Raw genomic sequence first — 24,128 nt, forward strand, 5'->3', positions numbered from 1 at the left:
AATGCTATATGATCTCCCCAGTTGGGGAGGGTCTGTTGGCGGTGAATGTTAGTACACACTCACACATAATGGTCCACGTTCGATGACTCCGACTCGACGACCAAGCGGGCGTCACCGAACTACCAAGGCTAACATCAGATCCCATCTGTACGGCGGACCGCAGGGGTGGAATCCTCATCTCGTGCGGATGTATTCATAAGCCGTCCGGGGTACATAACCCCTTCGGACCGGAACCATCCGGGATGACGGGACGAGTTGAACGTCCCGTCGATCACATCTTCTTCGTGTTCACATCCGAATTCCCTCGTACATATAAGGGCGTCGGATCGCCGCCCCGCCGGAAACCGCATCCGGCGAGGGCGTGTGCGATCACAACTGAACGCCCACGCACGTATAAGGGCTCCGGACTGTCGCAACCGGGAACACCGGTCGCGAACACATCCATAGTGGAACCCCCGTGTACGGATAAGGCCGTCGGATCGAACCGACGGCGTATCCGAGGGTGGATGGAAGACATCCCCCGCGCCGGGTTGCGGCCGGAGGGAACGTGACGGAGTGCGCCACGTCGTTCGCATTACAATCGAATGCCGGGTACACATATAAGGCCGTCGGACGAGACTGGTATCGGAACCCGCTACCATGGCACGATTTTCCACGAGATAGTCGACTCGCAAACACTAATAAATGCATTCGCTCCTCGAGCGAGTCGATTCAGGACCAGAAAGCATGTCACGCGGGCGGAGGTCGGCCGGTCATCCCGCCCTTGTAGGGAGTCGGACCGAATGATACCCGCGTAGGTCGCACTCGAGCGTGCACGCGCAAGAAGGTTTCCTCGTGTCCCCGTGTCGGCGGCGCAGGGAGAGGGATGGGGAACGCATCGATGCCGATAAACCACGTGCGTTGCAAGGGGGAGACGAATGGTCCGGGACCCGTTCGCTTCGGAATCGACGCCGGCCGCGGAGGAGATCTGCTCTGCGCTGGACGATCCCGACTGCCGTGAGATCATCCGAAACCTCGAGGAACCCATGACCGCATCGGAGCTATCGAAGCGGTGTGAGATCCCACAGTCGACGCTGTACCGGAAACTCGAGCTGTTGACCGAGGCGACGCTGCTCGAGGAGTCGACCGAGATTCGACAGGACGGACATCACGCGAGCAAGTACTCGGTCGCGTTCGACGAGATCACGCTCGGGTTGGACGAGGATCGGTCGCTGACGGTCCAGATCGATCGGCCGGCGCGGACGGCGGACGAACGGCTCGCGGACCTGTGGTCGGAGGTGCGAAAGGAAACATGAATCCATTTCCCGCCGGCTCGGCCGAGATCATGCTCGCGCTGGCCGTCGTCAAGACGCTCGTGCTCGTGGTCGGGGGCATTATTACGTACTTCGCGTTCAAGGCGTATCGCCGGACACGACAGCGGGCGTTGGGCTATCTCGCGGGCGGGTTCGGTCTCGTCACGCTCGGCTTTGTACTCGCCGGCATGTTGTACGAGCTACTCGGTGTCGATCTCGTGACGGGGATCCTGCTCGAGAGCCTGCTCGTATTGGCCGGCTTCGTCGTGATCGCGTACTCGCTGTACGTGCAGTGACTCTTTCGTGGCGGATCGACAAGTACGTCCGCTCCGGGGCTGATCGTCCCGCTCTCTCGCAGTTCGTCGCGCGGTCACGGCTCTCGGCGATCGCAGTTTTGGACCGTCAGATAGTCGCGCTGTGTCACGTAGTCCACCACGCCAGAGAATTCCTCGGCGCTCGAGAGAGACGGAATCGAACGAATCGGTGAAAAGCGAGCCGTGGATACGGACTGCGGGCGATCGCCGCGTCAGCGGTTCAGCGTGTGAATCGCGTGTCCGAGCGCGTTTTCGGCGGCTTCCATCACCGCTTCCGAGAGCGTCGGGTGGGTGTGGACCGTCGACGCGACGTCCTCGAGGGTCGCACCGAGTTCGATCGCGAGGGCGAGTTCGGCGATCAGTTCCGAGGCTTCGGGGCCGACGATCGAGGCCCCGAGGACGTAGCCGTCTTCGTCGTCGGCGACGATTTTGACGAACCCGTCGGCGTCTCCGGTCGTGAGCGCGCGGCCGCTCGCGCGGAACGGGAACTGACCGGTCACGGGCTCGAAGCCGGCTTCGTCGGCCTCGGATTCGGTCATGCCGACGGTTCCGATTTCGGGATCGGTGAAGACGGCGGCCGGCATGGCTTGGTGGTCGAGGGCGGCGGGTTCCCCGGCGATTACTTCGGCGGCGACCTTCCCCTCCGCGCTGCCCTTGTGTGCGAGCATCGGTTCGCCGGCGACGTCGCCCGCGGCGAAGATGTGATCGACGTTCGTGCGTGCGTGCGAATCGGTGTCGATGAACCCGCGGTCGTTCGTCTCGATACCGGCTTCCGCGAGGTCGAGGGTGTCCGAGACCGGCTGGCGGCCGACAGCCACGAGTACTTTTTCGGCGTCGAGTTCGAGGCGTTCGTCTTCGACGGTTTCGGCGCTGCCCCCGTCGGCGGCGGCCTGTTCGGCCGGTTCGGCGACGACGCGGATGCCATCTGCGCCGTCGCGGTCGTGCCACTCCGATGCGGTGTAGCCGAACTCGAAGTCGATCCCGAGGTCGTTCGCGCGTTGCTTGACCGGGCGTTTGAGATCGGCGTCGTACCCCGGGAGGATCGAGTCGAGCATCTCGAGGACGGTCACGTCCGTCCCGAGTTTGGCGAAGACGCTCGCGAGTTCCATCCCGATGTAGCCGGCCCCGACGACGACCAGCGAGTCGGGGACGGACTCGAGCGCGAGGGCCTGTTTCGAGTCGAGGACCGGTTCGCCCCCGTACTCGAAGTTCGGAATCTCGATGGGCCGCGAGCCGGTCGCGATAACGGCGTGTTCGAACTCGAGGCTCTCGGAGCCCTGTCCGTCGCCGCTGTGGGAGACGCGGACGGTGTTCTCGTCGACGAAGTGGGCGGTTCCCTCGAGCAGGTTGACCTGATTGGCCTTGCAGAGCTTCTCGACGCCGCCGGTGAGCTGGTCGACGACGCCGTCTTTCCAGTCCATCATCCCGGCGAGGTCGATCGCGGGGTCGGCGTGAATGCCCATCTCCTCGGCGGTGGCGGCCTCGTGAGCGATGTCGGTCGCGGTAATCAACGCTTTGGAGGGGATACAGCCGTAGTTCAGACAGGTCCCCCCGTAGGCGTCTCGCTCGACGAGCGTGATGTCGAGATCGAGTTGGCCGGCGCGGATCGCGGCCACGTAGCCGGCGGGGCCCGCGCCGATGACCAAGACGTCGGTTCCGGTGGTGACGTCTCCGACGACCATCAGTTATCCTCCTCCATCGCGTGTGTCGTGCGTGAAATCTGTGTGTTCATGGTCGGTACCGGTGGCTTCGATCACTCGAGCAATAGTAGGTTGGGGTTCTCGAGGTACTCCATGACGGTGTTCGTAAACTGCGCGCCCACCGCGCCGTCGATCAGCCGGTGATCGAACGACAGCGACAGGGTCAGCACCGAGCGCGGTTCGATCGACTCGGTGCCGTTCTCGTCGACCACGACCCGAGGCTTGCGTTTGATCTCACCGATCGCGAGGATGCCCGCCTCGGGGTAGTTGATGATCGGCGTCGCGTACTCGCCGCCGATACCGCCGACGTTGGTGATCGTAAACGTCGAGCCGCGCAGTTCGCCGGGACTGATCGTCCGATCGCGGGCCTTCCGGACGACCTCGTTCAGCTCCGAGGAGAGTTGCAGCAGTCCCTTCCGGTCGGCATCCTCGACCACAGGGACCATCAGTCCGACGTCAGTCGCCGTCGCGATCCCGATGTTGTAGTAGTCGCGGTAGACGATCTCCTCGTTTTCCTCGTCGATGACCGCGTTCATCTCGGGGTGTTCGTGCAGCGCCGCGACGACGGCCTTCATGATGAACGGCATGTAGGTGAGCCGGATGCCCCGCTCCTCGGCGCGGGGTTTGAGTTCCTCGCGTGCCGCGACGAGTTCGGTCACGTCAACCTCGTCGTGGTGGGTGACCTGTGGCGCGCTATACTTGGACTCCACCATCGCCTCGGCGATGCGCTTGCGGACGCCCCGGAACGGCTCGCGGCGTTCGCGCTCGCCCTCGGCGAAGTCGGCCCCCTTCGTCCCCACCCGCTCGCCGGCTTCGACTGCGTCTCGATCTGCCTCCTGTGCCCGCTGTTGGGCAGCCGCGTACTCCTGGACCGCTTCGGGCGTGACGAACGCTTCGCCGTCGCGCTCCTCGGTCGTCGGGACGGCATCGATGTCGATTCCCTCCTCGTCGGCGATCCGCCGGGTCGCTGGCGCGGCCAGTGTCGTGTCTCGATCGGCGGATTCGACCTGTGCCGGCGTCTCCGTTCGCTGGGTGCTCGAGGCCTCGGTCCCCGCCGTAGCAGCCGATTTCTCGCCGGTTCCGGCACCGGCACTCGCACCGCTCGAGTCGCTCGTCCCCGTTCCAGCGCCGGCCGTATCGGATGGGGGATCGGCTTCGGCGGTCGACGATTGTGCCTGCACCGCTCCGTCGCCAACTCCGCCGCCAGTAGCGGCCTGCACGTCGGCCGCGGTGATCCGACCGCCGGGGCCGCTTCCCTCGAGACTCAAGAGGTCGATCCCTTCCTCGCGGGCCAGCCGGCGCACGCGCGGGGGAGCGAAAACACGATCGTCGGGCGGGGCGACCGCTTCGGTGTCCGCCCCGGTCGCGCCGGGGTTGCCGGCGACGGCACCGGGTTCGTCCTGTGGCTCGCCCGGTTCGTCGACGCCGGCGGGTTCGCTCGTCTGCTCTCGCTCCGATTCCGTCTCCGTCTCGGCCGCGCCGTCAGTTTCGCCCGCCACGTCGAACGAGATGATCACCGTCCCGACGGGGACGACCTCGCCCGCCTCGACGTGTAACTCACGGACCGTGCCGTCGACCGGCGCGGGGACCTCCACGAGCGCTTTGTCCGTCTCGACCTCCGCGACCGGTTGGTCCTCGGAAACCTCGTCGCCCGCCTCGACCAGCCACGAGACCAGTTCGCCCTCCGCGACTCCCTCGCCGACGTCCGGTAGCTCGAATTCCCTGACCATGATCAGAACTCCGCGGCGTCTCGAATGCCGTCCTCGATGCGCGCCGGCTCGGGCAGGTAGTAGTCCTCGAGCGCGTACAGCGGGAACGGCGTGTCGAAACCCGTGATGCGCTCCACCGGGGCTTCCTGATACAGTAGTGCTTCCTCCTGCAGGGTCGCGGTGATCTCGGCTCCCAGCCCGCCGGTCTTCGGTGCCTCGTGGACGACCGCGGCGCGGCCGGTCTTCTTGAAGGATTCGACGATGGTCTCCTCGTCTAACGGCGAGACCGTTCGCAGGTCGACTACCTCGGCGTCGATCCCCTCGTCTTCGAGGTTCTCGGCGGCCTCGAGCGTCGGCCGGGTCATCGCGCCCCACGTGTAGACCGAGATATCGCTGCCCTCGCGGCGGACGGCCGCCTCGCCGATCGGCACCTCGTAGGATTCGTCCGGAACCTCCTCGCGGAACGCCCGGTAGATGAGTTTGGGCTCGAGGAAGAGCACCGGATCGGGACTCCGGATCGCGCTGGTCAGCAGCCCCTTCGTATCGTAGGGGGTCGACGGGATGACGACCTTGAGCCCGGGCTGGTGGACGAACATCGCCTCGGTCGATTCGGAGTGGTGTTCGGGCGCGCGGATCCCGCCGCCGTAGGGGGCGCGGATAACCAGCGGACACGTGTATCGGCCGCGCGAGCGCGTCCGCAAGCGCGCGGCATGGGAGACGATCTGGTCGAACGCGGGATAGATGAAGCCCATGAACTGGATCTCGGGGACCGGCCGCATCCCGTAGGCGGCCATCCCGATCGCCGTCCCGACGATACCCGACTCGGCGAGCGGCGTGTCGACGACCCGGTTCTCGCCGAACTCGTCGTAGAGGCCTTCGGTCGCGCGGAAGACGCCGCCGTTCTTGCCGACGTCTTCGCCCATGACGATGACGTCGTCGTCGCGGGCCATCTCGGTGTGCAATCCGTCCCGTACGGCCTGTACCAGCGTGAGGGTCTCCGATTCTGATTCTGCTGCCATGGTATCACTCCAAGAGCGCGTCGTCGCCGTGGTCCTCGCGGATCGATTCGAAGTACTCGAGTTGCGTTTGGAGCCGTCGGGGCATCCCCTCGTAGACGTGGGCGAAGATCTCCTCGGGGTCTGGCCGTTCGACCGACTCGGCCGACCCGATCGCGTCGGCCACGGCCTCCTCGATCCGCGCCTCGATCGTCTCGACCCGCTCCGCGTCGAGGATGCCCGTCGACCGCAGGTACGTCTCGAGTCGCGGGATCGGGTCTTTCTGCTTCCAGCGTTCGACCTCGTCGTCGGTCCGGTAGACGGAGGGATCGTCGGCGGTAGTGTGGGCTCCGAACCGGTACTGGACGGCCTCGATGAGCGTCGGCCGCAATTCGTCTTCGTCGGGGTCCTTGGCTTTCTCGAGGGCCTCCTTGGTGACCTTGTAGACCGCGATCGGGTCCATGCCGTCGACCTGCACCCCCTCGAAGCCGTAGGCGGTGGCCTTCTGGGCGAGCGTGGCACTCGCCGTCTGGCGTTCGCGCGGGACCGAGATGGCCCACTGGTTGTTGTTACAGAAGAAGACGGTCGGCGTGTCGAAGACGCCGGCGAAGTTCAGCCCCTCGTGGAAGTCACCTTCGGAGGTCGCGCCGTCGCCGAAGTAACAGATGAAGGCCTTGTTTTCGTCGCGGAGTTTCGAGGCCCACGCCGCACCGGTCGCGTGGGGAATCTGGGTCGCGATGGGGACCGCGACCGAGAAGATATTGACATCCTCGGGCATGTAGTTGCCGCGCTCGTGGCCCATCCAGTAGAGCAGAGTCCGCTCGAGGGAGAGCCCGCGAACCAGCCCGACGCCGTGTTCGCGGTAACTGGGGAAGACCCAGTCCTCTTCGGCTAACGCGTGGGCGCTACCGACCTGTGCGCCCTCCTGTCCGGACAGCGGCGGATAGGTGCCCATCCGCCCCTGCCGCTGGAGGCTGACGGCCCGCTCGTCGAACCGGCGCACGAGCCGCATCTGCTCGTACATCTCGACGAGTTGGTCCTCGGTGAGATCCGGCACCTCGGCACCCTCTCGGACCCGACCCGCCTCGTCGAGTATCTGTACTCGCTCGCGGGGATCGCGCTGTAACGTACTCACGGGACAACCCACCTGTACATACTCGAGTAAACTATCGCTCAGGATAAAGGAGTTTCCCAAAAGTAGGTTACTGTTCGTGAGATTTTTGCCGGACGGCTGGACGACTCCGAGACAGATCCCGACAACAGCGAACAGAAGTGCGCAAAGCCGACCGATTTCTGCCGGTTGTGGAACGTGACTCTCGAGTGCGAGCGACCGTTGACGCGGGCGCGCTTAGGACTCGGTCTGCTGTGGCCGCGTCGGGCGCGCGTCGGCCCTCGCTTCCTCGACGCTCTTGCCCTCGCGCAGGACGGCGTCGACGAACAGTTCGCCGGCCTTGTACGACGAGCGCACCATCGGACCGCTGGCACAATAGAGGAAGCCTAACTCGTCTTCGGCGACGCGTCGCCACGTCTCGTACTTATCGGGGTGGTCGTAGCGCTGGACCTCGAGGTGATCCCGCGAGGGCTGGAGATACTGCCCCAGCGTGACGATGTCGACGCCGCGTTCGCGCAGGTCCGCAAGCGTCTGGTAGACCTCGTGGTCGTACTCACCGTGCCCGAGCATGACGGAGGTTTTGGTGTAAATGTCGCTTTCCCGACCGACCTGCTCTAAGACCGACAGGCTCTGCTCGTAGCCGGCGCGGCGGTCCCGAACGGGGTACTGCAGGCGGTCGACGGTCTCGACGTTGTGGGCAATCACGTCGGGTTCGGCGTCGATGATCTTCCTGACGAGGCGCTCCTCGCCCTGAAAGTCAGGAATCAGCACCTCGACGAGGATGCCGGGGTGGCGGGCCTTGATCTCGCGGATCGTCTCGGCGAAGTGGCCCGCACCTTGGTCGGGCAGATCGTCCCGGTCGACGCTGGTGAGGACGACGTAGTCCAGCCCGATCTCGGCGATCGCCTCGGCGACGTTTTCCGGCTCGTCGGGATCGAGAGCGTCCATCCCGCCGGTCCGAACATCACAGAAGTTACAGCCTCGAGAGCAGCGATCGCCCATCAGCATGAACGTCGCCGTTCCGCCGCCCGACCCACTGCCGTCGGACCCGCCCCTGCCCGACCAGCACTCGCCCAGATTCGGGCAGTTTGCCTCCTCGCAGACGGTGTGCAGGTCGTGTTCCCGCAGCGTCTCCCGGATGCCGGCGAACTCCCGTCCCGACGGCGGGCGACTCTTCAGCCAGTCGGGCTTGCGCGCGCGGCTCATATCACCACATGGGTCCGCGCGGTCAAAAACCGTGGTGGTCCCGCGGTTCGTCTCGACTCGAGCGAACCGTCGGTATGGAGGGACAAATCGGCCGCCGCTCGACAGCGTCGCGGGTAACCGGTCCGTTCCCCCGATAGCTTTACGGACAGGTACGGAATAGGCGCGGCCGATGGCCCTCGGCTCGACGCCCGACTGGTTTCACATCAGCGACGACGAGAGCATCGTCTGGGAGAGCCGCCCCCATCCGATCGCGATGGGGACCGAGCTCCCGGTCGGGATCGCGCTCGCGCTCGCGGGCATCCTGCTCGCCGGGTGGAGCGGGACCGACGGCGTCGGGCTCCTGACGATACTCGGCGTCCTCGTCACGGTGGCCGGCGTGAGTATCGCGCTCGCCCGGTATCTCATCTGGACGAACACGCGCTACGTCATCACCTCCACGGAGCTCTACAAGAAACGGGGCGTGATCTCCAGAGACGTTACTCAGTTCCGCCTCGATCGCGTCCAGAACACCAGCCTGCGCCAGTCCGGCGTCGGCCGCCTGCTGGGCTACGGCGACCTGACTGTCTACACCGCCGGCTCCGGCGAGCCGGAACTGGTCTTCGAGGGCGTCCCCCAACCCGAGCGGGCCAGCAGCCGGCTCAGCGACCGACTCGAGCGCGTCGCGGCCGACGAATCGACCGTCTGAACGGCGGGTCCGACGGATGGCGGTCGCCACCGAACGCGAGACTGTCTCGAGGCGGGATGACATCGCGGGCCGGGGAGCGGGGAAAACACAAAGCTCATTATATTACCCGAATTCTACCAGTGACACAATGTCTTCACAGCTGGCAACGTCCGAAGAGAGCACGGTATCGCGTGGCTCGAGCGTCGCGGCGAGTGCGGGACTCGGCGTCTTCGCGGCCGCGATCGGCTATCTCCTGACGTACCTGCTGGTCGGGAGCGACGTCCGCGAGATCTTCGGTGAGGATGTCGCCCAGTGGAAAGGCGTCGCGTGGTACTTCTACGAAGCCCACATGGTCGACGTCGAGGCCAGCGGTCAGGTCGGCTCGTTCAGCGGGACGCGGGTCCTCGATCTCATCGCCGAATCGGGTGCCGACCCGCTGTACGCGATTCCGCCACTCGTGTTGTTCGCAGTCGGTGCGTTTCTGGCCGTGCGATGGTCCGTTACCGACCTCGGCGACGCCGTTATCGCCGGTGCGCCGGTGACGATCGGCTACGCCGCGGTCATCAGTCTCGGAGCGATCGTCGCCGAATCAACCACGGAAGCGTCCACCTTCGGTATCGAGACCACCAGCTCGATCGCGCCAGTGCTCGTGCCCGCGATCGTCCTCGGCGGCGTGTTGTATCCGCTCGTCTTCGCCACCGCCGGTGCCGCGATCGCCGCCGTCGCCAACGCACAGTAAGACGACTCGAAGGAAACGCCTTTGACCCGGCACTCCCCGTTTCCGTGTGATGGAGGTTGCCGAGGTTCTCCCCGAATTCGCGGACGCTTTTGCCTTCGAGGAGTTCAACCGGATGCAACGCGAGGCACTGCCCGCACTGCTCGAGTCCGAGGACAACGTGGTCGCGAGCGCGCCCACCGCCTCGGGGAAGACGGCGCTCGCGGAACTCGCGATCTGTAAGGCGCTGGCCGACGGGGGCACCGCGCTCTTTATCGCCCCGATGCGAGCGCTGACGAACGAGAAGGAAGACGACTGGGACCGGTTCGAGGAACTGGATTACTCGGTCTACGTCGTCACCGGCGAGCGCGACCTGAACCCGCGGCGAGCGCGCCGGGCGGACATCCTCGTGATGACCCCCGAAAAGCTCGACTCGGCGACCCGCAAACACGACTCGCGGCGGTACGACTTCGTCACCGACATCGATGTCTGCGTGATCGACGAGGTCCACCTGCTCGACGCCGACCGCCGGGGCTCGGTGCTCGAGGTGACGATCTCTCGGCTGCGCCGGCTCTGTGACCCCCGGGTCGTCGCGCTCTCGGCGACGATGCCGAACATCGGGGACGTGGCGGCGTGGCTCGACGCCCCCGAGGAGACGACCTTCGAGTTCGGTGAGGAGTACCGGCCTGTCGAACTCAACGCGGGCGTCAAGACGTATACCCACGGCGACAACTCCTTTGCGGACAAGTACCGCCGGCTCTACCGGGCGCTGGATCTGGCTGAGCCCCACCTCCGCGAGGACGGCCAATCGCTCGTCTTCGTCTCCTCCCGACAGGACACCGTGCAGGCGGCCAAGAAGGCCAGAGACGAGATCGCGGAACGCGACATTCCGATGGGCGCGCGTGGCGACTACGACTTCCACACCGACTCGAAGGAACTCGACGACGGCACGCTCCGGAAGTCGGTGCTCGACGGCGTGGCCTTCCACCACGCCGGGCTCTCGAAGAACGACCGCGACCTCGTCGAGGAGTGGTTCAAGGCGGGCCACATCGAACTCCTCTTCTCGACCTCGACGCTGGCGTGGGGGGTCAACCTGCCCGCCCGCTGTGTCGTGATTCGGGACACGAAACACCACGACCCCCTCGAGGGCGAAGTCGACATGAGTCCCCTCGACGTGCTCCAGATGCTCGGCCGCGCCGGCCGCCCGGGCTACGACGACGTCGGCTACGGCTGGGTCGTCTGCGACACGGCGGAAGCCGACAAGTACCGCCGACTGCTCCGCGACGGGAAGGAGATCGAGTCCCGACTGGCCGAAAGCCTCGAAACGCATCTCAACGCCGAGATCGCGATGGGGACGATCACCGATCTCGAGGACGTAATGGACTGGCTCGAGACGACTTTCTACTACGTCCGCGGCCAGTCCAAACCCGACGAGTACGACTTTCCGAACCTCCGCCAACGGGTCCGAGACTGTCTCGAGGGGCTGGTCGATCGCGGGTTCGTCGAGACCGGCGAGGATCTCTCGATCGAGGCGACGCCGCGTGGCGTCCTCACTTCGAAGTACTATCTCAGACTCGACACCGCGGCCCGGTTCGCGGCCCTGTGTGACCGCGTCGGCGGCGAAGACGGCGGAAGCGCCAGCGGCGACGAACTGACGACCGGCGACATTCTCGAGGCGGTCGCGACCGCCGCGGAGTTCGACTCCGTCTCGTCGCGCCAGGACGAACGCGACGCGATCAGCGCGGTCCTCGTCGGCGAAGATACAGCGGACCTCGAGGCGGGCGAACGAAAGGTACTCGCGATCCTCCGGAGCGCGGCCAGCGGGACGACCCCCTCCGAACTCCGGAGCGACGCGTGGGTCATCCGCCAGAACGCCACGCGGCTCCTCTCGGCGCTCGGGGCCTTCCTCGATCGGTTCGTCGGCCCCCACGCCGCGAACCTCGCGCGGCGGGTCGAGGCCCGGATCGAGAACGGCGTCGCCGAGGACGCGGTCGGGCTGACCGCCATCGACGGCGTCGGCTCGGGTCGGGCGAGCAAGCTGGCGACCGAGGGGCTCTCGACTCCCGGCGATGTGGTCGACGCGGGCGTCGCGGGCCTCGTCGACGCCGGCCTCACGGAAGGCGTCGCCGAGGGCGTCTCCGAGGGCGCACAGTCCCTGCCCGCGATCGAAATCGAGTGGGGCCAGTTCCCCGAGACCGTCGCGACGGGCGAGAACGAGGTCTGCGAGGTCACGGTCCGAAACGTCGGCGAACCCGCTCGAGCAGGGGTCCGCGTGACCGTCAATGGAGTAGAGATGACGAGCACGAACACCTATCTGCGCGACGCCGAGACCCTCCCGGTCGGCGTCTTCGGTGCCGACGCGGACGAACTCGAGTTCACCGTTAGCGTCGCCTTCCCGGAGGAGCCACTGGTCCCGATTACGGATACACGGATTGTTCGCGTCGAGTAGCGGCCGGAGACGGGACAGCGACCGGCGGACAGGCGTTCTACAGTCGTTCGAGACCGGCTGAGAGTCACCGGAGAGTCGTTCGATAGCCGATACTTCTTTGCAGTTCTACCCTCGACACTCCCGATATGCAGACCGAGTTTGGGGTGGGTGGAGCGACAGCCGCGGTGCGGTCGGGGGGCGGGGCCATCGAAACGTGGACCGGCGCGACGGGGTGGACGGAGCGATCCGGCGCGGTGCTGTCGCTGGCGGACGATCCGACCGCGCTCGCGCTGATCGCGGCGGTGCTCGCGGTCGTCGGTGCCGCAGTCGTCGTCCGTGTTCGGTCCGGAACGGAAACCAACGGCTCCGACGCCACCGACCGCTCGAGCGGTGAATCGGCCGGGAGCGACATCGAGACCGAGCGCAGCCGCGAGACGGTCGCGGATCGGATCGGGGAGTCGACCCTCGAGCGACTCGAGCCGATCGTTCCCGACGCGGTCGACCGCGTCCACGAGGTCGCGTTCGACGACCGCGAGCCGGACCCGGCGGCGATCGATCGCGCCGAGCGCGACCTCCGCCGCGCGCTCGAGGACGCGCTCACCGACGGCCGATTCGACGCAGGTCTGACCGCGCCGGACGGCGAGCGTTACGAGATCGTGAACCTCCCGAGCCGGTACCGCGAACTCGCGGTGCCGCCGTCGGGGGAGACGGTCCACATCGGGTCGACGGAAGCAGCCGTCCGCGACCGGCTCGAGGACGGCACACTGCGGGAGGCGGCCGCGACCGCCGCGGCGGTCGACGACCACCGCGAGGAGATCCGTCAGTACGTTCGTCGCCGCGAGGGTGAGATCGTCGATCTGCGGGACGAAATCGAAGCGACGTTAGACGATATCCGCGAACTGGTCGACCGCCTCGAGGGCTCGCTGGCCGATCGCGTCGACGACTTCGTGCTGTCGGGGCGACACGACGAGGTCGAGGGCGTCGCCGAAATCGAACGCGACGTATCGGACGCGACGCGGTCGCTGCACCGCTGTTCGTTCGACGACGCGAAACGGGAGCTTCGGGACGCCCGCGAGGCTGCCGACGAACTGCTCATCACCGTCGACCTCCTCGGCGGGCTGGTCGGGACGATCGAGCACGGCAGCGGCACGGTCGAGTTGCCGACTGCCGTCTCGACGGCGCTTGTGTCCGATCTCGTGCCGATCATCGAACGGCAGTACGACGTGGACGCGTCCGTCGAAGGGGACGCGATCGTCATTTCCGAACGGAACGCGCTCGGCGGAGAAGGTGACACGACGGGAGCCGCGGGCGAGCCGGCGAGAGGCGGCGACGGGTCGTCGGCGCGCGAACGGACGCCGACCGGCGGGTCGACGGCCTCGGCGGGGACCAGAGACCGCGTCACGACCGAGTCAGTCGCCGACGAGATCCTGTTCGTCCTCCGGGAACTCGACGGCGACACCGGCGGCGACACCGTTCAGTGTCAGACCGAGCAACTCCCGACGGGCGTCGCGCAACCGGCCGTCCTCGAAGAACTGGCCACGTTCTGCCGGCGACAGACGGATATCGTCGCCGCGGTCGACCTGCAGGAGGGAGCGCCGCCGGGCTTTCTCGAGATCGAGTTCACCGATCGGACGACGCCGGCCGGCGGCCTCGAGACGCTGCGGGAGCGGTTCGCGGAGCGCCATGGCGGCTGAGCCGATTGCTGCGAGACGCACCGGGGCGGGCCAGCCGCCGAAGGCCGAAGGGCGTCGTTACCCGCGCGCCGACGGCGGCGAACGATCGACGACTTTCGTTATCGATGAAGTATCAATGAATTTTCCACAGAACGGGCCGGGAGATCGCGACCGGCGCGTCTGGCGGAGTACGGCGCGCGAACGTCGCCGGACCACACGTAATCCTTTAGATAGTTCCGACGTACGGGTAGGGTAGCACCGAGAATGACGAATCTCTGTAAAATCTGTATGGCGCGGGAGGGGGAGTGGGAGCGGGCGACCCTCGTCGAGCACATTCGAGTCGCACACGGCGACGAACCGGCTTCGGTCGAACAGGTGTATCCGGAGCTGCGCGAGGAGGTCTTCGCCGCGGAGTCCGAGTCGGAACCGACCGACACCGGGCCCGAGTCGGGGACGCCGACGGAGACACCGAGCGAGGAGTTGCTCGACAGTTCGTACGGCAAGAAGTGGTTCCTCATCGGCGTCGGCGGCGCGGGCAACAACCTCCTCGACGCGATCTTGCTGCGCCGCGAGACGCTGTCCGAGAACAACGAGCGACGCGCGCGGATCTGGGAGGGCGGGCTCGCCGGCTACGGGGCGCTGAACACGAACGTCAGCGAACTCGAGCAGACCTACTACGCACAGGAGGAAAACGACTACAGCCGTAACGACCTGCTGCCGAACTGTATCATCGGCTCGGGCCGGCACGATTACGCGGGGGCCGGCTACCGGTGGGACATCGGCAAACAGCTCATGGAGGCCGATTTCGAGGGAGACGCTGACCCGTTCCGGGAACGGTGGGACATGCGGACCGATCACATCAAAGACTCCCAAGCGGTGATGTTCGTCCACAGCGTGACGAAAGGCACCGGCTGCGGCGCGACGCCGGTGCTCGCCGAGAAGCTCAGAACGGAGGTCCTCGCGGACGAGACGATCGTCCCGAAACCGCTCTTTAGCAGCGTCGTCATCCCGTCGGAGGGAACCGAGTACTCGGAGTACGGTGGCCGCGCGAAGGTAAACGGGGTCGTCGGGCTCGCACGTACCTCGAGAGCGGTCGACGCGATCATCCCCTTCGACAACAACCGCCTCGAGAACGTCCAGGCGGACATCCGCCCGCGGATCGACCGCCTCGAGGAGTACAACCCGCCGCAGTACACGGAGATCAACCGGCCGCTCGTGGCGTTCCTCGAGGCGTTTACCATGTCGTCGGTGCCGCAGTTCCTCGACCGGGACGCGACGATGTCGATCATGGGCGACGTGTTCGACCCGGCCGACAGCTTCCGGCCGGTCGAAGACAAGTACCAGCTGAACCCGGACGTGTCGTTTACGCCGGCCGTGATCCTCGCGCCGGTGCTCGGGCGCTCGCGGGCGAATTCCATCGATCGATCCAAACTCGAGATCCTCGTCCGGAACGCACTGTTCCAGAACAAGCTGGCCGAGTTCGATCCGACGACCGCGTGGGGCGGGACATTCCTGGCGTACGGGCCGCCCGAAAAGATGGACGACGTATCGGAGTTCGTCGCCGACGGGACGCTGACCGAGATCATCTCCGGCGAGGAGTTCCTCGACGCGGGCAACGTTTCGGGGATCGAAACCATCGATGTCCATGTCAAACAGCTCGTCACGCCCGATCTCGACGACGTTCACCTCTGGGGGACGCTATGGAACCCGAAGATGCCGTCGCTGTCGGACATGTACGATCAGGCCCAGCGCCTGAAACAGGAGGGCAGCACCGAGCAGGCCGAGAACGTCCGCGAGGAGTGGGACGCGGTCGAGGCGCTGTTTTCCTCTCTCGGCCGGGAGAACATGGGATAGTTTCGGGGCGACCACACCGGCCTGCGCTCCCTCCGGTGCTCGCTGCCGGCGGACATTCATCGTATGTATAATTATATGAAAGTAAATGTGAACTATTACAGTCCTTTGCTCGACACGTGCCACCAATGGAGAACGATAGGTGTGGGAGACGGTTTTCGGCAGTGATGGGTGCCGGCCAGCGAGCGAACGGGATGGGGAACTGGGGATCGAATCGAACGGCGACACACGTGGCGACAGATGAGTGAGGACAACGGCCATCAGGCGAGTACCGCCGGAATCAACCCGCTCGACGGGGAGATCGTCCTCGAGAACGTCCACCCCTCGTGGATCAACTGGAAGTGGCGACTGTTCGGTTCGGTGCTGTTTCTCGTCGTCGGCCTCGGGGTCGACGGCGGTGGGAGGGGCGTGGTGATGGGGCTCGGCGTGTTGTTGTTCCTGAACGTGTATTTCGCCCGAAAGCGGAGCCGGTACGTCGTCACGAACCAACGGATCAAGGGGAAAACGGGCCTGGTCGGCTCCTCGACGTTCGAGACCCGACTGGGGAACATCAACGGAATTTCGACCAACTCCGGTATCATCGAGGGACTGTTCGGCAAGGGAACGGTCCAGGTTACCGACGCGGCCGGCGAGCGGTTGCCTATGAGCGGTATCGGCAACTACGAAGAACTCGCGCGGTCGCTTCGCGAGCAGCACCAACAGTCCATGCAGCCGGGACGCGGCGGCCGCGGAGCGACCGCCCGGTCCGGCCCGGCGGCAGGCCAACAGCGCGGGGGGCAAAGCACACAACAGCAGGAGCAGCAAGCTCCCGGAAACGGGGGAACCGAACCCCGATCCAACGACCGATCGGCACCCGACCAGACCGAGACGGATACCGTGGAAAAGGACCGCTGTCTCGAGTGCGGGACCCGCGTCGATGCCGACGTGAGTTTCTGTCCGGAATGCGGCGCGGACGATCCGTTTACGCCGTCGGAAACCGACGAGACGTCGGCTTCGACCCGCAGCGAGCCCGCGGCTGCTCCGGAACCGGGGCCCGAACCCGAACCGCGAAACCATCCAGTCACGACGATTGCCAACTCGATCGCAAACCGGCACCATCCGGACTCGAGCGCGGCGGCCGAACTCTGTCAGGCGTTAGCGGCCGAGGACGTGGACGAGCGACGGCTCGAGGATGCACTCGAGGACGCCGTCGAAACCCTCGAGACGACCGCGTCGGTGACCGACGCCGTCGAGGGAGTCGACGACCCGTCCGAACGACGCCAACTCGAGTCCGCGCAGCGAGCCCTCGCCGGCGAGCGCGGGCGGCTTCCAGACGCGCTCGAGCCGATCGTCGATCGGACGCTCGCGCTCGGCGACGAACTCGACGCCTGCGAGCGCGACCGGGATCGGATACAAGAGGCGGCCGACGCGGCCTGTCGGGCGGCGAGCCAGAACGCGGACGTTCGATTGCGGAGCGACGATGTCGCCGATCGGACGGCACAGCTCGCCGAGACGATCGAAAGCGGCGAACTGGGCGACGACACGCCCGAGTCGACCGTGCCGTCGGTCGCCAGCGACCTCGAGCGCTCGGCCCGCCCGCAGTCGCCACAGTCCAGGGAGTTGCTCGAGACGCTGGGCGAATCGGCGTCGGACGACACCGCGTCGGTCCTGCAGTCGACGGTCGACTCGCTCGATGCGTACGCGGACTTGCAAGCGTCGATCGCTGACATCGGCGAGCGCGACGTTCGGCGGCGACTTGATGCCCTCGACGACGAACTCCAGCGGGCGGACGGCGACGTTTACCGCCACCTCGCGGACAGGGTTCGGGAACTCGAGGCGATGCTCGAGCGAGACGGCGTGACCGACGTGCAACTGTACGCGATCTATCAGGAGAGTACGTTCTACGATCGGACGCTGCTGCCGCGGCTGTCGCGGTCGCTCGACGGGGACACCGCGGCAGACACCGGGCAGTTGATCGCCGATCTCGAGGCGCGGATCGACGAGATCGAGCGCGAGTACATCGATGTCCGGGCCGATCACAACCACACGATTCCGCGTCACTTCCTCTCGTTGGCCGACGACCTCCGGGCCGAGGCCCAGCGCGTCGACGGGGAGAGCCCGATGCGGGCGGTCGGTCTCTGCTCGGCGGCCGACGAGGTCCTCGGCCACGTCGAGGCGCTTTACGAACGAAACGAGTACAGCGTCATGCTCCGGCGGCTCCGCGGATAGGCGCGTTTCGGATCGCGATTGCCCGTCGCCGACCCGAATCGCACGCGAGAGCTGATTGGTCTTCTATCCGACATAGGTCCTCGATATATTCTATCAATATCGTGTGAAATATCTCGCGTTTCTAGGATCGACCCGAAACGGTTACTATCGGCCATTTCATCCGGAAACACGGTCGTCCGCGGGGCCAGTAGCTTTATTGTATGATGCTCGAGTGGTCTGATTGATAAGACATGTACGATCCGTTAACTACATTTAGAGCTGAACGAAACGGTTTTCGATAGTTAGATGACGTACCTGTTCGTTGGGGCCGGACAAGCGGGGGGTGCTATCGTCGACTCGGTGTTCGATTACACCGACGATTCGCTGCTGGGGTTGTTCGATTCGGCCGACATTTCGACGCTGGGTCGGCCGCTGGTGTTCAATTCGACGATGCGGGACCTCCAGAACCTCTCAAACGTGCCGCCCGAAGATCAGTACGGAGTCGCAGAGCAACACGGGCTCGTCCAGGGGACCGAGCCCGGATTCGAGGAGATGGTGACCGGCGGGTTCGGTCGAAACCCGGTCGACGCCGACGAGGTGATGGCCGAGCACGCACCGCAGATCCAGACGATTCTCGGCGAGAAATTCGATCCCTCGTTCGCGAACGACGCCGGCGGTGCGGCGTTCGACGACGCACCCGAAGACGAGGTAGACGACCCGGTCGACGGCGACTCGCTCGAGGACGACGAGCCGGCCGGGACCGGTCCCGAGCCGGCGGTCGAACCGACGGGGTCGGGCGTGCAGTTCGCGTTCCTGTTCCTCGGACTCGGGGGCGGAACCGGCTGCGGGATCGGCCCGCACCTCGCCCGCGAGATCAAGGCGTTTACCGACGGTCGGACCAAGGTGGTCGCGGTTGCGGTGTTGCCGAACACGCAGAACGCGGACGCGGTCGGCGAGTCCGACGATGACGAAGATGACGTCAGCGCCGGCCGACAGGCGTGGAACGCCCGGTATGGCCTCGATCGGCTTGAGGACGAAGTGGACGGGATCGTGTTGGTCGACAACCAGCGCATCTCGTATCTCGACTCGGCGGGCGGCGAGTTCGGCGAGTACAACGAGTACGTCGCCGCGTCGATCTACGATCTCGTCGCCGGGCCGGTGTTGAGCGGGATCGACCCGAGCGCGGTCGACGGCATCGACACGCCGGATATCGACGTTCGGGACATCGTCACCTCGCTGTCGTTCGGCGTCGCCGGCGAGGAATCGGAGCCGGGCTACGCCGCGATCGGTCGCTCGGTGACGATGACACAGTCGCTGCCGGGCTATCTTCTGCCATTCGTCGGCAAACGCGACATCGACAGCGCGGCGCTCTCGCGGCTGTCGGCGGCAAAGCAGACCCTCGCGAAGGCCGACGTCGAGGACGCCCAGAAGGCGATTTCGCTGATCAGGGCACCGAAGGCGAACCTCGGATCCGGCGGTCACAGCGTCGAAATCGGGACGGTCAAGCGATACCTCGAGGGGACCAGTAACCTGAGCGAGGTCAACCTCGGCGTCGCGATGAGCGATCGGAACCTCGCGTCGGTGACGACGCTGCTGACCTACCGCCGCGAGGACCTCGACCGGCTCGCGGATATCGAAGCGGCCGCCGAGGCCTACGAAGCGGAAACGGAGGAGTTGCTTACATGACGCGGCGGCGGGCTACGCTGTGCGTGCTCGTCCTCGTCGTCGTCCTCTGTGGACTCACGGCGACGGTCGCGGCGGACGAATCTGCCGTGGAAACGGCCATCGAGGAGACGAACGGAGCCGATACCGCGACATCGCTCGCGGAGCAAACGCTGCCGCTTGCGGCCGGCGGTGCGCTGCTCGGGCTCGGCCTCGGTGCCGCGGTCGCGAGCGGAATCACGTACTGGTACAAGAATCGGGAAATCGGGGGGCGACTGCAATGACGCCGACTCGAGTGCGACGAATGCTGCTTTTCGCGATTGTCGTGTGCGCGATACTCGCCGTCGGGTCGGGACCCGCCAGCGCGACCGCGGCCGACATCGACTGCCCCGGCACCGATTCGACCGTCGTCGGCGACATCGACGGCGAGTGGGTCGACGGCGAGGAACAGCTGTACGAGGGCTCGACGTTCGACATCGCCTACTGTAACGACGGCTCGACCTACGAGGGCGACTGGCTGACCGACGATGGGGCCGACGGCTTCGAAATCCGCGACGAGCCGAGTTCGACAACCGAGGGTGTCTACACCGTTGCGATCACCGGCGAGGCCGGAACGACGGTCGCGTTCGACGACTACGTCACCCTCAACGACGTCGAGTCCGGGCTCACCGTGACCGTTGCGGGCGAACCCACCGGCGAGGCGGCCCTCGCCGAACTCGAGGACGAGCACGCCGCCGAGTACCTCGAGGCCCGACGCTCGCTCGAAAACGCGACGACGGCACTGAACGAGACGACCGCGGCACTCGAGGAGGGCGACGCGGATATCGCGGCCGCCGAAGAGGATCTAGATGAACTCAACACGACTTACGGAAATATGAACGATCGAGCGGACGCGCTGAATAGCTATCTGCTGGCAGAGGCGGAAGCCGGGAACGAAAGCGGTGCGATCGGCGCGCTCGCGGCGGTACAGGCGGATGCAAGCCAACAGCGCGAGGAGACGGACGACGCTGTCGAGCGATACCAAACCGCCGTCGAAACGGAGCGAAGTGCAGCTCAATCGACGGTCCGGATGACGACGCTGGGATCGCTCGCCGCCGGTCTCGTCGTCGGCGTGGCGGCGGGCGCGGCGGTTCCGCTGGTCGCGGCGCGGCGCGTCGAGGAGACGATGAAGCTGAGCCGAAACGTGTCCTACGACCGGAAGACGGCGCTGGTGCCGATTCTGGTCGGGCTCGCTCTGGCCGTCGCCGGCGGTGCGTTGCTCGTCACCCTCGGCGGGGTCGAGCTACTGGAGGTGATCCGATGAAATCGAACGCGAAGAGCGCGCTCGGGATCGGTGGACTGGTCGTGCTGGCGGCCGCGATCGGAGCGGGCGTCTTCGTCTTGAACGGGTCCGAAATCGCGGTCTGGTTCGTCATCGGCGGCATCCCGCTGATCATTGTCGGTGGGATCGCGCTGTATGTCCGCGGCGTCGTCTCCCGCAGCGGCACGAGCGAACAGCAGTACGTCGAAAAGCGGGCGCGGGCCGTCGCACAGGACTTTCAAGAAACGGTCCGGGAACGAAACGACCTCCACACCGCGTACCCCGGGTGGGAGTTCACCGCGGACGCACAGTTCGAGTCGATCGCGGGCGATCTCCGGGCGGAGGGCGTCGCGTTCGACCTCGAGTCGGGCGCGTTCGACCTCACGAAGTCGGTCAAGAACGCCGACGTGCAGTCCTTCGAGGAGATCGCGGCCGAGATCGATCGCGTCGAGGAAGACGTCGAGACGGAGTTCCGGTCGTTCGCGACCGACGAACTGTCCCGGATCGAGGACGCGCTCGACCGGCTCGAGGAGGTCGACCTCGTGGGCCGCGAGGCGGCGATCGACGAGCCGGCTCCGGACGCGGCCGTGCCGGCCTGTCGCGATTCGGTCGACGCCGCCAGAGCGACCGCGACGGAGACGATCGAGACGGCGATCGAAACCGTCCGCGAGATGGGGCGGGGCGACCAGCGGCCGGCCGACAGTGATGCGATCGAACGGGATCTGGAGGCGGCCGCCGACGCCGTCGGTCGCAACGAGTTCGGCGCGGCCGTCGAGTCGGTCCTCGAGGCGCGAGACCGGCTTCGCGATCAGTTCTCCGGCTCGTTCGACGCCGAGCGGGACGCGGTGTTGACGCTGGTCGACGCCGTCGAGGACGCCGGCGTGGCCGCACACGTCGACGCCGAGTACATCGACGCGATCGACGAGGTCGAATCGGCCGTCACCGGCATGGATTCGGCGCTCGATCTGTCGGAGGTAAGCCGGCGTCGCGCCGACCTCCGCCGGACCTGCGTCGACGTGGTCGCGGCGCTCGAGCGCACCCTCGCCGAGGAAGTTGAGCCGCTCCGAGACGCGGACCTGCCGCCCGGCTACTACGCGGAGCCGGCGATCGCCGGCGAGACGTTCGTCGACGAACTCGAGGGGATCGACGACTTCGAGCGGTTCACCGAGCGGTGGCGGGAGGTCGCCGAATCGCTCGCCGACGCCGTCGGCACTGCAAGCACCAAGGCCGCCGTCGTGGGGGCCTACGACGATGTCGCCGAGACCATCGAAGCGGAACTCGAGGCGTCGGGAGAGGTCACCGACGACGACCTGCCGGTGCGAAACGCCGACGAGTTCCTCGGGCTCTACTACCGGCGCAACGAGGGGGTCGAACTCGATCCCGACGTCCCGGTTCTCCGACCTGGCGACGTCGAAACCCACGATCTCTCCGTCGACGTCGCCTACGAGCGAGGCGGCACGAAACGGACGGCGACGCTGTCGCTGTCGGGATCGGGGTACGACGAGACTGCGACCGTCGAGACGCGGGTCGCTGGATCGACGACGTTCGCGGACGTCCCGGCCGGCAGCTACGCGCTCGAGGCCGAGCCCGGCGACGACGCGTTCGCACCGATCGAACGGGAGGTGCGGGTCGACGGCGGGACGACGATCGAGATCGAATTCAGCGAACAGAGTCTCCGCGAACGGGTCTGTGCGGACACCGATACGGACATGGGCGAGCACCTGTCGGAACTCCGCCCGCGCCTCGAGGAACTCTTCGAGGACGAGGGACACGTGTCGACGGCGATGGAGCTGCCGGTGCGGTCCGCACACGCCCCCTGCCTGCTCGCCGTGTGGGCCGAGACGGACGGCTACGACGCGACAGAGACCGGCGACGGCGAAATCGTCGTCTTCGAGCGCGATCAACTCGAGCGCGAACTGACCAACGTGGTCAGGTACAACCTCGAGCCGGGCGAGCGGCTTTCCTTCGACGACCTCGAGCGGAACTTCCTGACGGCACCGGTCCCGCGGTCGGTGATTCGGGACGTGATCGCGGACCTGAGCGAGGAGCACAGCGTGACGACCAGCGGCGACGCGATCGAACTGAAGTAATCAATGGGACAGACAGACACGTTTACGAGATGGAGCGTCATCGCCTCGGGAGAGGGTGGCGGACGCATCGCATCGCAGTTTTTCGACCGCACCGAGAACCCGGGCATCGACGACCGGATTCTGGTGATGAACACGAACAGAGCGGACCTGCGGAACACGATCGACCGGCTCCGGTCGAAACTGGGGGCCAGCGAAGAGGAGGACGTGATCGAGTCCCACGCCCTCGAGTTCGGCTCCCAGCAGGGGGCGGGGAACTTCTTCCCGAACGGGGAGGCCTGCGCGCGGGAGGACCTCGATCGGATCGTCAACCGGATCACCGAGTTCGGGACGACCGACGCGTTCATGCACGTCGCGACGCTCGGCGGGGGAACCGGTAACGGCTCGATCCCCTACGTCGTCGACCAGTTCAAAGACGGGCTGCGCGACCTAGACGACGACAACGCCGCCGAGGAGTGGATGGACAGCGTGATCCACGCCGCCGTCGGCGTCTGGCCCTACTACTACGAGCAGCCCCAGCGACACTTCAACGCGATCTGCGGGCTCTCGCGGCTGCTGCGGACCGACGACGACGAGCAAAACGCCGACATGGTGTTGCTCGCGTCGAACTCCCACCTCGACGACGACGAGACCGCCGCCGGCGACCAGTACGATTCGATCAACGACGCGATCATCACCGCGGTTGACCTGATGATCGGGGCCGGCCGGGAGACCCACAGCGTCATCGATATCAAGGATTACGTGACGATCCCGTCCCAGATGGACGCCTATCACTTCACGCCCGCCGTCGCGACGGACCTCAACGGCTCCGTCTACGAACTCGAGTACATGCTCGATCAGGCGGCCGAGGGGGCGTTCGTGCCGATGGACGTGGAGACGACGACGGCCGCCTACGCGATCGTTCGCGCGCCCGAGCAGATGATCGACGACGGGGAGATCACCGAACCGGACGTCTACGAGGCGTTCCGCGAGTGGACCGGGAAGAACAATATCAACGTCGCCGGGCAGGCGAGTCTCACGCCGAAACGCGGGCGCGGCAGCGACGTCGACGTGCTCCTGTTGCTCGGCGGCTTCGATCTGAACCCGCTGCTCGATCACTCGTGGGACGACTTCGAGATGCTCGGCGACAGCCTCGCCGGCCAGTCCCGCGGCGGCGGCTCCGATCTGACGACCGCCCAACTCGACCGGATCGTCGACAACCTCGAGTCGTACGTCGAACGGAACGCGGAGTGAG

Annotated in this window: 18 protein-coding genes; 13 read left to right on the forward strand and 5 right to left on the reverse strand. The window is 66.1% G+C overall.

From position 1 onward, the window contains the following. Positions 1–917 precede the first annotated feature (917 nt). Positions 918–1,295 (forward strand): winged helix-turn-helix domain-containing protein, encoded by a 378-nt coding sequence (locus C489_RS13190; RefSeq protein WP_006431791.1) that lies wholly within the window; start codon positions 918–920, stop codon positions 1,293–1,295. Continuing rightward, positions 1,292–1,588: a DUF7521 family protein gene (locus C489_RS13195; protein WP_006431792.1), complete on the forward strand. Its 297-nt coding sequence runs from the start codon at positions 1,292–1,294 to the stop codon at positions 1,586–1,588. The genes C489_RS13190 and C489_RS13195 overlap by 4 nt, the downstream gene beginning before the upstream one ends. Positions 1,589–1,818: 230 nt before the next feature. On the opposite strand, the gene lpdA is transcribed toward C489_RS13195, so the two are convergent. From lpdA to lipA, 5 genes are all read right to left on the reverse strand, one after another. Next, a complete protein-coding gene (lpdA, locus tag C489_RS13200; RefSeq protein WP_006431793.1) occupies positions 1,819–3,288 on the reverse strand; it encodes a dihydrolipoyl dehydrogenase in 1,470 nt (489 codons plus the stop codon). A 71-nt stretch (positions 3,289–3,359) separates the two neighbouring features. After that, on the reverse strand, positions 3,360–5,036 hold the full coding sequence (locus C489_RS13205; protein ID WP_006431794.1) for a 2-oxo acid dehydrogenase subunit E2: 1,677 nt from the start codon (positions 5,034–5,036) through the stop codon (positions 3,360–3,362). Positions 5,037–5,038: 2 nt separating this feature from the next. Then, positions 5,039–6,034: an alpha-ketoacid dehydrogenase subunit beta gene (locus C489_RS13210; RefSeq protein WP_006431795.1), complete on the reverse strand. Its 996-nt coding sequence runs from the start codon at positions 6,032–6,034 to the stop codon at positions 5,039–5,041. A gap of 4 nt (positions 6,035–6,038) precedes the next feature. Then, positions 6,039–7,145 (reverse strand): pyruvate dehydrogenase (acetyl-transferring) E1 component subunit alpha, encoded by a 1,107-nt coding sequence (pdhA, locus tag C489_RS13215; RefSeq protein WP_006431796.1) that lies wholly within the window; start codon positions 7,143–7,145, stop codon positions 6,039–6,041. A 213-nt stretch (positions 7,146–7,358) separates the two neighbouring features. After that, positions 7,359–8,327, reverse strand: a complete 969-nt coding sequence (gene lipA, locus C489_RS13220) for a lipoyl synthase (protein ID WP_006431797.1) — start codon at positions 8,325–8,327, stop codon at positions 7,359–7,361. 169 nt (positions 8,328–8,496) lie between these two features. On the opposite strand from lipA, the gene C489_RS13225 reads away from it, so the two are divergent. The 11 genes from C489_RS13225 to C489_RS13275 all read left to right on the forward strand — a co-directional run bounded on the left by C489_RS13225 (position 8,497) and on the right by C489_RS13275 (position 24,127). Further along, positions 8,497–9,012, forward strand: coding sequence for a PH domain-containing protein (locus C489_RS13225; RefSeq protein WP_006431798.1), 516 nt, complete (start codon positions 8,497–8,499; stop codon positions 9,010–9,012). Between the two features lie 127 nt (positions 9,013–9,139). Beyond that, entirely contained in the window at positions 9,140–9,730 is a 591-nt protein-coding gene (locus tag C489_RS13230) for a hypothetical protein (RefSeq protein ID WP_006431799.1), read from the forward strand. Between the two features lie 49 nt (positions 9,731–9,779). Further along, complete coding sequence (locus C489_RS13235) at positions 9,780–12,155, forward strand: DEAD/DEAH box helicase (protein WP_006431800.1); 2,376 nt, start codon at positions 9,780–9,782, stop codon at positions 12,153–12,155. 125 nt (positions 12,156–12,280) lie between these two features. Then, positions 12,281–13,828, forward strand: a complete 1,548-nt coding sequence (locus C489_RS21905; protein WP_006431801.1) for a hypothetical protein — start codon at positions 12,281–12,283, stop codon at positions 13,826–13,828. A 243-nt stretch (positions 13,829–14,071) separates the two neighbouring features. After that, positions 14,072–15,661: an FtsZ/tubulin family protein gene (locus C489_RS13245; RefSeq protein ID WP_006431802.1), complete on the forward strand. Its 1,590-nt coding sequence runs from the start codon at positions 14,072–14,074 to the stop codon at positions 15,659–15,661. A 237-nt stretch (positions 15,662–15,898) separates the two neighbouring features. Beyond that, a complete protein-coding gene (locus C489_RS13250; RefSeq protein ID WP_006431803.1) occupies positions 15,899–17,866 on the forward strand; it encodes a PH domain-containing protein in 1,968 nt (655 codons plus the stop codon). 285 nt (positions 17,867–18,151) lie between these two features. After that, positions 18,152–19,531 (forward strand): FtsZ/tubulin family protein, encoded by a 1,380-nt coding sequence (locus tag C489_RS13255; RefSeq protein WP_006431804.1) that lies wholly within the window; start codon positions 18,152–18,154, stop codon positions 19,529–19,531. Continuing rightward, on the forward strand, positions 19,528–19,791 hold the full coding sequence (locus tag C489_RS13260; protein ID WP_006431805.1) for a hypothetical protein: 264 nt from the start codon (positions 19,528–19,530) through the stop codon (positions 19,789–19,791). Before C489_RS13255 ends, C489_RS13260 begins: the two co-directional genes overlap by 4 nt. A gap of 20 nt (positions 19,792–19,811) precedes the next feature. Next, positions 19,812–20,810, forward strand: a complete 999-nt coding sequence (locus C489_RS13265) for a hypothetical protein (protein WP_006431807.1) — start codon at positions 19,812–19,814, stop codon at positions 20,808–20,810. Then, complete coding sequence (locus C489_RS13270) at positions 20,807–22,897, forward strand: hypothetical protein (RefSeq protein ID WP_006431808.1); 2,091 nt, start codon at positions 20,807–20,809, stop codon at positions 22,895–22,897. The genes C489_RS13265 and C489_RS13270 overlap by 4 nt, the downstream gene beginning before the upstream one ends. Positions 22,898–22,900: 3 nt before the next feature. Beyond that, entirely contained in the window at positions 22,901–24,127 is a 1,227-nt protein-coding gene (locus tag C489_RS13275; RefSeq protein ID WP_006431809.1) for an FtsZ/tubulin family protein, read from the forward strand. Position 24,128: the final 1 nt, after the last annotated feature.

Origin of the sequence: Natrinema versiforme JCM 10478 (assembly GCF_000337195.1) — an archaeon.
GTDB classification, from domain to species: Archaea; Halobacteriota; Halobacteria; order Halobacteriales; family Natrialbaceae; genus Natrinema; species Natrinema versiforme.

Excerpts from the sequence above, each read along its gene's own strand:
- lipA (WP_006431797.1), bottom strand. The coding sequence starts at position 8,327 with ATGAGCCGCGCGCGCAAGCCCGACTGGCTGAAGAGTCGCCCGCCGTCG.
- C489_RS13245 (WP_006431802.1), top strand. The coding sequence starts at position 14,072 with ATGACGAATCTCTGTAAAATCTGTATGGCGCGGGAGGGGGAGTGGGAG.
- C489_RS13210 (WP_006431795.1), bottom strand. The coding sequence starts at position 6,034 with ATGGCAGCAGAATCAGAATCGGAGACCCTCACGCTGGTACAGGCCGTA.
- C489_RS13255 (WP_006431804.1), top strand. The coding sequence starts at position 18,152 with ATGACGTACCTGTTCGTTGGGGCCGGACAAGCGGGGGGTGCTATCGTC.
- C489_RS13225 (WP_006431798.1), top strand. The coding sequence starts at position 8,497 with ATGGCCCTCGGCTCGACGCCCGACTGGTTTCACATCAGCGACGACGAG.
- C489_RS13265 (WP_006431807.1), top strand. The coding sequence starts at position 19,812 with ATGCTGCTTTTCGCGATTGTCGTGTGCGCGATACTCGCCGTCGGGTCG.
- C489_RS21905 (WP_006431801.1), top strand. The coding sequence starts at position 12,281 with ATGCAGACCGAGTTTGGGGTGGGTGGAGCGACAGCCGCGGTGCGGTCG.
- C489_RS13260 (WP_006431805.1), top strand. The coding sequence starts at position 19,528 with ATGACGCGGCGGCGGGCTACGCTGTGCGTGCTCGTCCTCGTCGTCGTC.
- C489_RS13275 (WP_006431809.1), top strand. The coding sequence starts at position 22,901 with ATGGGACAGACAGACACGTTTACGAGATGGAGCGTCATCGCCTCGGGA.
- C489_RS13195 (WP_006431792.1), top strand. The coding sequence starts at position 1,292 with ATGAATCCATTTCCCGCCGGCTCGGCCGAGATCATGCTCGCGCTGGCC.
- C489_RS13235 (WP_006431800.1), top strand. The coding sequence starts at position 9,780 with ATGGAGGTTGCCGAGGTTCTCCCCGAATTCGCGGACGCTTTTGCCTTC.
- C489_RS13250 (WP_006431803.1), top strand. The coding sequence starts at position 15,899 with ATGAGTGAGGACAACGGCCATCAGGCGAGTACCGCCGGAATCAACCCG.
- C489_RS13230 (WP_006431799.1), top strand. The coding sequence starts at position 9,140 with ATGTCTTCACAGCTGGCAACGTCCGAAGAGAGCACGGTATCGCGTGGC.
- C489_RS13190 (WP_006431791.1), top strand. The coding sequence starts at position 918 with ATGGTCCGGGACCCGTTCGCTTCGGAATCGACGCCGGCCGCGGAGGAG.
- lpdA (WP_006431793.1), bottom strand. The coding sequence starts at position 3,288 with ATGGTCGTCGGAGACGTCACCACCGGAACCGACGTCTTGGTCATCGGC.
- C489_RS13270 (WP_006431808.1), top strand. The coding sequence starts at position 20,807 with ATGAAATCGAACGCGAAGAGCGCGCTCGGGATCGGTGGACTGGTCGTG.
- C489_RS13205 (WP_006431794.1), bottom strand. The coding sequence starts at position 5,036 with ATGGTCAGGGAATTCGAGCTACCGGACGTCGGCGAGGGAGTCGCGGAG.